At 61.7% G+C, this 8,567-nt stretch carries 4 protein-coding genes and 1 pseudogene; 2 read left to right on the forward strand and 3 right to left on the reverse strand.

What is annotated here, in order from left to right; all coding sequences use genetic code 11:
• The first annotated feature begins 1 nt into the window (after position 1).
• Positions 2–847: a 3',5'-nucleoside bisphosphate phosphatase gene (locus tag ACYQ6T_RS01725; RefSeq protein WP_459826825.1), complete on the forward strand. Its 846-nt coding sequence runs from the start codon at positions 2–4 to the stop codon at positions 845–847.
• A gap of 36 nt (positions 848–883) precedes the next feature.
• Here ACYQ6T_RS01725 and lpdA read toward each other — a convergent pair.
• The 3 genes and pseudogenes from lpdA to aceE all read right to left on the reverse strand — a co-directional run.
• Positions 884–2,374 (reverse strand): annotated as a pseudogene (gene lpdA, locus ACYQ6T_RS01730) (dihydrolipoyl dehydrogenase); the annotation flags it as partial.
• Positions 2,338–3,744 (reverse strand): dihydrolipoyllysine-residue acetyltransferase, encoded by a 1,407-nt coding sequence (locus ACYQ6T_RS01735; protein WP_459826827.1) that lies wholly within the window; start codon positions 3,742–3,744, stop codon positions 2,338–2,340. The gene ACYQ6T_RS01735 and the pseudogene lpdA, both read right to left, overlap by 37 nt.
• A 12-nt stretch (positions 3,745–3,756) precedes the next feature.
• Positions 3,757–6,456, reverse strand: a complete 2,700-nt coding sequence (gene aceE / locus ACYQ6T_RS01740) for a pyruvate dehydrogenase (acetyl-transferring), homodimeric type (protein WP_459826829.1) — start codon at positions 6,454–6,456, stop codon at positions 3,757–3,759.
• A gap of 170 nt (positions 6,457–6,626) precedes the next feature.
• Here aceE and ACYQ6T_RS01745 point away from each other — a divergent pair.
• Positions 6,627–8,567: PAS domain-containing sensor histidine kinase (locus ACYQ6T_RS01745; RefSeq protein ID WP_459826831.1), on the forward strand; the 1,941-nt coding region annotated here is incomplete at its 3' end.

Raw genomic sequence — 8,567 nt, forward strand, 5'->3', positions numbered from 1 at the left:
GATGAGGGATGCGAACGGACGCGTCGACCTTCATTGCCACTCGACCACCTCTGATGGGGTGTTGACCCCGTCAGAGGTGGTGCAGCGCGCCGCAAAGCGTCATCTTCCCCTTCTTGCACTCACTGACCACGATACCGTCGCAGGCATTCCTGAGGCGCGGCGAAGAGCAGAAGACGAGGGGCTCTCTTTCGTCGCCGGCGTTGAAATTTCGGTTTCGTTTGCCGGCGAGACGATTCACATCGTGGGACTCAATATCGACGAGCAGTCGCCAATCCTTCTTGCGGGTCTTGAGCAGGTCCGCAGAGGCCGTACCGATCGGGCGCGGGCGATCGCGGCAGAGTTGGAGCGGCATGGCTTTGCAGGGGCATGGGAAGGAGCGCTTCGCTTCGTCCGTAATCCCGATCTGATCAGCCGCGCCCATTTTGCCCGGTTTCTGGTGAGCACTGGCCGCTTCTCTTCCCCAAGCGCGGTCTTTGACCATTATCTGGTCAAAGGGAAGCCAGGCTACGTCGAACATGAATGGGCGACGCTTGAGGAGGCGATTGAGTGGATTCATGCCGCCGGCGGCGTTGCCGTAATCGCCCACCCGGGTCGCTACCGGTTGCGGAGCAGCGACTGGAGTGCGCTGCTTTCGGCCTTTTCAGACCTCGGGGGGGAGGCGATCGAAGTGGTCACCTCCGCGCACGACGCCGCCGCTGTTGCCCGGTGGTCACAGATCTGCAGGCGGTACGGTTTGGCGGCATCGCAAGGGAGTGATTTTCACGGCCCAGGCGAGTCACCGTGGGATCTGGGGGGGATCGCTCTGTCACTTCCCGACGATCTCACCCCCATTTGGCAGCGCTGGTAGCCGAGCCGCTCGCCGCTCCCTCTTTCCCGGGCATTGCTATCGCTTACGCTTCGGCGGGAGGTCGGTACAACTCCCCTCTGCCACTTCGGCGGCAAGTCCGATCGATTCGCAAAGGGTCGGATGGGGATGGATCGTGTGCGCAATGTCAGCCACCTCAGCCCCCATTTCGATCGCGAGGCAGATTTCCCCAATCAGCTCGCCCGCATTCACCCCCACAACTGCGCCGCCGACGATCCGTTTGCTCTCGGGGTCGAAGAGGAGCTTCGTGAACCCCTCGTCGCGGCCGTTTGCGATCGCGCGCCCCGAGGCCGCCCACGGGAAGAGGGCAACCTCAACTGCGCGGCCAGTCGCTTGGGCCTCGTTCTCGGTGAGCCCCGCCCAGGCGATCTCCGGGTCGGTGTAGGCGACCGACGGGATCTGGAGTACGTCGAACGCCCGTTTATGGCCGGCAGCCGCTTCGGCCGCGACGTGTCCTTCGTGGACCGCTTTGTGGGCGAGCATCGGCGCTTCGGCTAGGTCGCCGATTGCGAAGATGTGGGAGACGTTGGTGCGACGTTGCGCGTCGACGGGAATGAAACCGCGGTCGTCGACGCGCACCCCCGCCGCTTCAGCACCAATCGCACGGCCGTTGGGGCGCCGGCCGACCGCAACGAGCACGAGATCGTAACATTGCGGCCCGTCGGGGGCGTTGGGCCCGTCGAAAGTGGCCCAGATTCCGTCGGGTTTGGCTTCGAGCGCGGTGGTCCGGGTGCTGCGCAGCAACGCGTGGAACCGTTTGCTGTTGATTTTCTCCCAGGCACGAACGAGGTCGCGGTCGGCACCCGGGATGAGGTCGGGACTGGCTTCGACGACATCGACCTGCGCTCCGAGCGTCGCATAAACGGTACCCATCTCGAGACCAATAATGCCGCCGCCAATTACCAACATCCGCTCCGGGATAAGGGGGAGGGCGAGCGCGCCGGTCGAGTCGATGACGCGGGGATCATCGGGTTGAAACGGCAACTTGACCGGTTCAGAGCCCGCCGCCAGGATCGCTTGGGTAAACGTGAGGGTCTGCTTCTCCCCGGTGGGTTTGCTGTCAGGACCAGCAGTGAGTGCGATCTCGAGGGTGTTCGGGCCAGTGAGGGTACCAATCCCTTGAATATGGCGGACGTTGCGCGCTTTGGCCATCGCGGCAAGCCCCTGGTTGAGCTTGCGCACCACCTGTTCTTTGTAGCGGCGCAGCCCTTCGAGGTCGATCTCGGGGGCGGCGAAGCGTACCCCCGCTCGTTCGAGGTGACGCGCCTCGTCGATCACTGCCGCGACATGAAGCAGCGCCTTGGACGGAATGCAACCGACGTTGAGACAGACACCACCGAGCACGGGGTAGCGCTCAACGATCGTCACCTCAAGCCCGAGATCTGCGGCGCGAAAGGCTGCCGAGTAGCCGCCGGGGCCGCCGCCGAGGACGAGGAGTTGCGTGGTATGGTTCATCGCGATGCTCCCTTCGCTCAGAGAAGGACCCGCCGGAAATCGGCAAGGAGCTGAGTGAGTGTGGTGGTGAAGCGCGTCGCGTAAGCGCCGTCGATCACGCGATGGTCTGCGGTGAGCGAAAGGGGAACGATCAGGCGGGGCACGAAGGTCTCACCGTTCCACACCGGCTTCATCACCGCTCTGTTCACCCCGAGGATCGCCACCTCTGGCGCGTTGATGATCGGTGAAAAACCGGTGCCACCGATGCCGCCGAGGCTCGAAATGGTGAACGTGGCGCCTTGCATCTCACTGGGGGTGAGCTTGCCAGCACGCGCTTTGGCCGCGAGTTCCGCCGTTTCGCGCGCGATTGCGACCAGGCTCTTCTGGTCGGCCTCCTTCAACACCGGGACGACGAGGCCATTTGGGGTATCGGCGGCAAAGCCGATGTTCCAGTAGCGCTTGAGGATGAGGTTGTCCCCCTCGAGGCTCGCGTTCATCTCGGGAAAGCGTTTGAGCGCCGCAACACACGCTTTGATGAGGAAGGCGAGCAGGGTAAATTTCACTCCCTCACGCTCGTACTCGCGGTTGAGCGTTTGGCGAAACGTCTCGAGCTCAGTAATGTCGGCTTCATCGTGGTAGGTGACCGCCGGAATCGCCACCCAGTTGCGCGCGAGGTTCGCCGCCGAGATCTTGCGGATCCGCGGCAACTCCTTGACCTCGATCGGACCAAACTTCGCGAAGTCGACTTTCGGCCACGGCGGGAGGTCAAGCGCGAAACCCCCGCTCGTGACCGCAGGGGTCTTACCCGGGACGACTCCGCTCGTCATCGCCGCTTTGATGAACTGGCGGACATCCTCTTTACGGATCCGTCCGTTGGGGCCAGAGGGGGTGACGAAGCGAAGATCGACGCCCAACTCCCGCGCGTAAGCCCGCACCGCTGGAGACGCATGGACCTTGGCACCAAGCGCCACGCCGGGCAGCGGTTCGGAAAGGGGCGGGGCATTCGCTGGGGAGAGAGAGGACGCTCTTGCAGCCGCAGGGGTCTCTACCGTGTCGCCTGCCGGCGCCTCTTGAGCGGCCGGCTGAGGTGCCTGCGGTTTGGCTGCAGGTGGTGTCGAAGCCTGCGGTTCGGCTGCGGCAGGGGGGGGAGCTACCTCCGATTGCGGTGGCGCTGGAGGGGCGCTCGGTGATTCTGCTGCAGTTGCGGCGACTTCGACGACGACGACTGGGGATCCTTCGTTCACCTTGTCGCCCACCCGTACCTTCACCTCCTTGACGATCCCGGCGACGGTGCTGGGGACATCCATCGTCGCCTTGTCGGACTCGAGCGTGCACAGGGGGTCATCGACGGCAACACGCTGCCCCGGTGACACCAGCACGTCGATCACCGGCACGTCGTGAAAGTCGCCGATGTCAGGAACCGTAACGGTTACCAGTTCGCTCATGGCCGCTTCTCCTTATACCAGGCGGGGGTTGGGTTTTTCGGGGTCGATGCCGTATTTCACCAGTGCGGCGGCCACAAGCCGGCGATCGATCGCGCCGTCGTCAGCAAGCGCCTTCAGTGCCGCCACCGTGATCCAGTGGCGATCGACTTCGAAGAAGTGGCGAAGCTTCTCGCGGGTGTCAGAGCGGCCAAAGCCGTCGGTGCCCAGCGTGATAAAGGTCCGCTGAATAAATGGCCGGATCTGCTCGGCAAAGAGGCGGACGTAATCACTCGCGGCAACGACCGGCCCAGGATGGTCGGCAAGTTTCTGCTCAACGTGCGACCGGCGTGGTGCCTCGAGCGGATGGAGCAGGTTCCAGCGCACACAATCGTGGCCGTCGCGCGCGAGTTCCGTGAAGCTCGTGCAACTCCAGACGTCCGCGCCCACCTGCCAATCCCGGGCGAGGAGTTCAGCGGCAGCAATCGCCTCGCGCAGAATCGCGCCACTCCCCATCAACTGCACGCGCGGGCGATCTTGCAGCGCCGCCGGTGCTTGCTGAAAGAGGTACATCCCTTTGAGGATATCCTCGCGGACCGTCTCCCCTTCGGGCATCGGCGGATGCTCGTAGTTTTCGTTGAGGACCGTGATGTAGTAAAAGCAGTCTTGCTGCTCTGCAACCATCCGGCGGAGCCCTTCATGCACAATCACCGCGACCTCGTACTGGAAGGTGGGGTCATAGCTGATGCAGTTGGGTACCGCGGCGGAGAGGAGGTGACTGTGGCCATCTTCGTGCTGGAGCCCCTCACCGTTGAGCGTGGTCCGTCCGGAGGTGCCACCGATGAGGAACCCGCGGGTCCGTTGGTCGGCGGCAGCCCAGATCAGGTCCATCGTGCGCTGGAAACCAAACATCGAGTAGAAGATGTAGAAAGGGATCATCGGGATCCCATGAACGCTGTAGCTCGTCCCCGCAGCGATGAAGTCGCAGACGGCACCCGCTTCGTTGATCCCTTCCTGGAGAATCTGCCCGTCGCGCGACTCTTTGTAGAACATCAGTTGATCGTGGTCTTCGGGAAGATATTTCTGCCCCTCTTGGCTCCAGATCCCAAACTGGCGGAACATCCCCTCCATCCCGAAGGTGCGTGACTCGTCCGGAACAATCGGAACGACATGTTTGCCAAGCGACTTGTCGCGCATCAACTGGATCATGATGCGCACGAGCGCCATCGTCGTCGAGATCTCGCGTCCCGGCCCCGTGCCGGCAAAAAAGGCCTTGAACTCATCGAGTGGCGGGATCGGGGGAACGGTTTCGGCTCGCGTCCGCCGCTGCGGGAGATACCCGCCGAGCGCTTGCCGCCGCTCCTGCATGTAGCGGTACTCCGCCGAATCGCGATCAAAGGTGAGGAACGGGAGTTCGTCAAGTTTGTCGTCAGGGACTGGCAGTTGAAAGCGATCGCGGAAGCGGCGGATCGCGTCGTGGTCCATCTTCTTCGCTTGGTGGGCAATATTCATCGCCTCACCCGCCTGACCCATCCCGTATCCTTTGATCGTCTTTGCGAGGATCACCGTGGGCTGCCCTTTGTGCTCGACAGCCGCTTTGTAGGCGGCATAGACCTTGAAGATATCGTGTCCGCCGCGGTTCAGCTGCCAGATCTCTTCGTCGGTCCAGTCGGCAACGAGCGCTTTCAGTTCGGGGGTGTTAAAGAAGTGTTCGCGGACATAGGCGCCATCTTTTGCCTTGAAGGTCTGGTAGTCGCCGTCGCAGAGCTCCATCATGCGCCGTTTGAGCGCACCCGTTTTGTCGCGGGCAAAGAGCGCGTCCCAGTGGGTGCCCCAGATCACTTTGATGACGTTCCACCCCGCGCCGCGGAATTCGGCTTCGAGCTCTTGGATGATCTTGCCATTGCCACGCACCGGCCCGTCGAGCCGCTGCAGGTTGCAGTTGATGACAAAGATCAGGTTGTCGAGCTTCTCCCGCGCGGCCATGCCGATCGCGCCGAGCGTTTCGACCTCGTCGGTTTCGCCATCACCGACAAAGCACCACACTTTCCGTTTTTCGTGTTTCGCCGGGTCGACCAGTCCGCGGGTGATCAGGTACTTGATGAACCGCGCCTGGTAGATGGCCTGAATCGGCCCCAACCCCATCGACACCGTCGGAAATTGCCAGAAAGTGGGCATCAACCAGGGGTGGGGGTAAGAGGAGAGCCCTTTGCCGTCGACTTCGCGACGGAAATGGATCAACTGCTCCTCGGTCAGTCGCCCGAGCAGAAAGGCTCGTGCGTAGATCCCCGGGGAGGAGTGACCCTGAAAATAGACGAGGTCGCCGCCGTGATCTTCGGTGGGGGCATGGAAAAAGTGGTTGAAACCGACGTCGTAGAGCACGGCAGCCGAGGCAAACGAGGCAATGTGGCCGCCGACGTTGCTGTCGCGGTTGGCGCGGACCACCATCGCCATCGCGTTCCACCGGATGTAGGAGTGGATTTTGATTTCGAGGTCGGGGTCACCCGGATAGGGGGGTTGCTGATCGGCAGGAATGGTGTTGACGTAAGCGGTATTGGCCGAATAGGGAATATCGGCACCGTGTTCGCGCGCCTCATTGATGAGCGACTCGATCAGGTAGTGGGCGCGTCCAGGGCCTTCGTGTTCGATGACGCCGTCGAGCGCCTCCAGCCACTCTTGGGTCTCTTCCGGATCGGGATCGTTTTGGAGGACGATTTGACGATGACGCTCTGCCATAGCATGGGCTCCTCGTTGCGGGTGGTGAATCATTCCGTATGATAAAAGACAATTCCATAATGTGCAATCTTGCACTGCAACATGGAAAAGGGGTGGGGTGCCATGCGCTCCATGATAGGATTCTCCCCGCTGAAAAGCAAAAATTTTCGGTGGGTGCTTCGAGCTTTGCGATGAATCAACCCGATACCTTCCTGATGGTGTCACTCGCCCTTTTGGCGCTTGCAGTGGCCTGGCTGGGGTGGGCACTCAGACGCAGCCAACTCCGCCTCATGCGCCTGATGCGTGAGCGCGACCGCCTCTTTCACTTTTCCCTGGATCTCTTGGCATTACTCTCACCCAAAGGGGAATTCCAGCAGTGCAACGCGGCATTTACCCGGGTGTTGGGTTACACCGAACGGTTGGTGATCGGTAAATCGCTCTTCGATTTGACACACCCGCAAGATTGGCCCCAAGTCGATGAGGCGATGGCTTTCTTGCGCCAAGGAGATCCTGCCTCCTGTACCGTCCGTGTCAAAACACTGAGCGGTTCGTTGCGTTGGCTCTCTTGGCACATCAACCCAGCACCCGATGACGGCGTCTGGTTTGCCGTGGCCCACGACGTGACGCAACAAAAGGAGGTGGAGACGGCGTTGCGCGCCGAGATGGCCTTTCGCCGCGCGATGGAGTCTTCGGTTAGTTTGGGGTTGCGCGCAACCGACCTTGCCGGGCGCATCACCTTTGCAAACCCTGCCTTTTGTCGCATGGTCGGTTTTGAGCGCGATGAACTCGAAGGAAAGATGCCCCCGTTTCCCTATTGGCCGGAGGAGGATTGGGATCTGTGCCAGCGGACACTCCAGAGAGTGCTCGCGGGGGAGGCCCCGCCTGAGGGGTACGAAATGCGAATCAAAAACAAAAGCGGTGAGCGAAAGATCGCCCGCTTCTATGTCTCCCCGCTGATTGACGAGAGTGGGAGACAGACCGGTTGGATGGCGGCAATTATCGACATTACCGAACAGAAAAGGACACGACTGGCGCTGGAGGCTGCGCAGCAGCGGTTTGAAACGGTGCTCGATGGGGTCGATGCGCTGGTCTTTGCTGCCGATTGGCATACCGACGAACTGCTCTTTGTCAACCGCGCATTCAAAAGGGTTTTCGGCTACGATGCCCTCAACAAACGGGCAAGAGACCTTGGCGCACCGATGATCTCACCCCCTGAGACGCTCACTGCGGCTCCGATCGCGTCCGATCGGGTCCCAGAGGGGGTCTGGCAAGGGGATTGGCGCCACCCGGCAAGTGGCCGTTGGTACCATGTTCGCGAGCAGCTCACCTCCTGGGTCGATGGGCGTCTCGTTCGACTGGTCATTGCCACCGACGTGACTGCCCAACGGGAAGCGATCGAAGCAGAGCTGCACCAGATTGCCCAGCTCCACCAGACCGCCCGGTTGATTACGCTTGGGGAGATGGCGTCGATGCTCGCCCACGAACTCAACCAGCCGATTGCAGCGATCGCCAACTACTGCCGTGGCGCACTCATGCGGTGGCGGCAAAATCGCCTCGAACCACAACAGGTGGGTGAGGTTTTGCAAAAAGCCGGAGAACAGGCAGAACGTGCCGGTGCGATCGTCCGGCGGATTCGCGCTTTTGCCCGCCAATCGCAACCGCAACAGCAGCGGGTCGACGCGGTCGCGATCGCCCGCGAGGCGCTAGAGCTCCTGCGCGGCGATGCACAACGGCGAGGAATTCTCTTGGTCACGCAACTTCCAGGCCGCCCAGTATTCATTTCAGCAGACAAGATTCTACTCGAACAGGTGCTCGTCAATCTCATGCGCAACGCCTTCGAAGCGATGATCTCGATCCCCTCCCGATCCAGGGAGGTGACCCTGTCGCTCACCGAGACGGACGAGGGGGTCTGTTACCGCATCGCCGACCGCGGTGTAGGGATCAGCGAAGAGGTGCGCAGTCGACTCGATACCCCCTTTTTTACGACCAAACCCGATGGCTTGGGTTTGGGATTGCGTATCTGCCGCGCGATCTTGGAGGCCCACAAAGGACATCTCGAACTGCTGGCACGGCCCGGTGGGGGGACAGTCGCCGAGGTGTGGCTGCCGCACACCACTGTCGGAGAGGAAGAT

The organism is Hydrogenophilus islandicus (genome assembly GCF_054657095.1).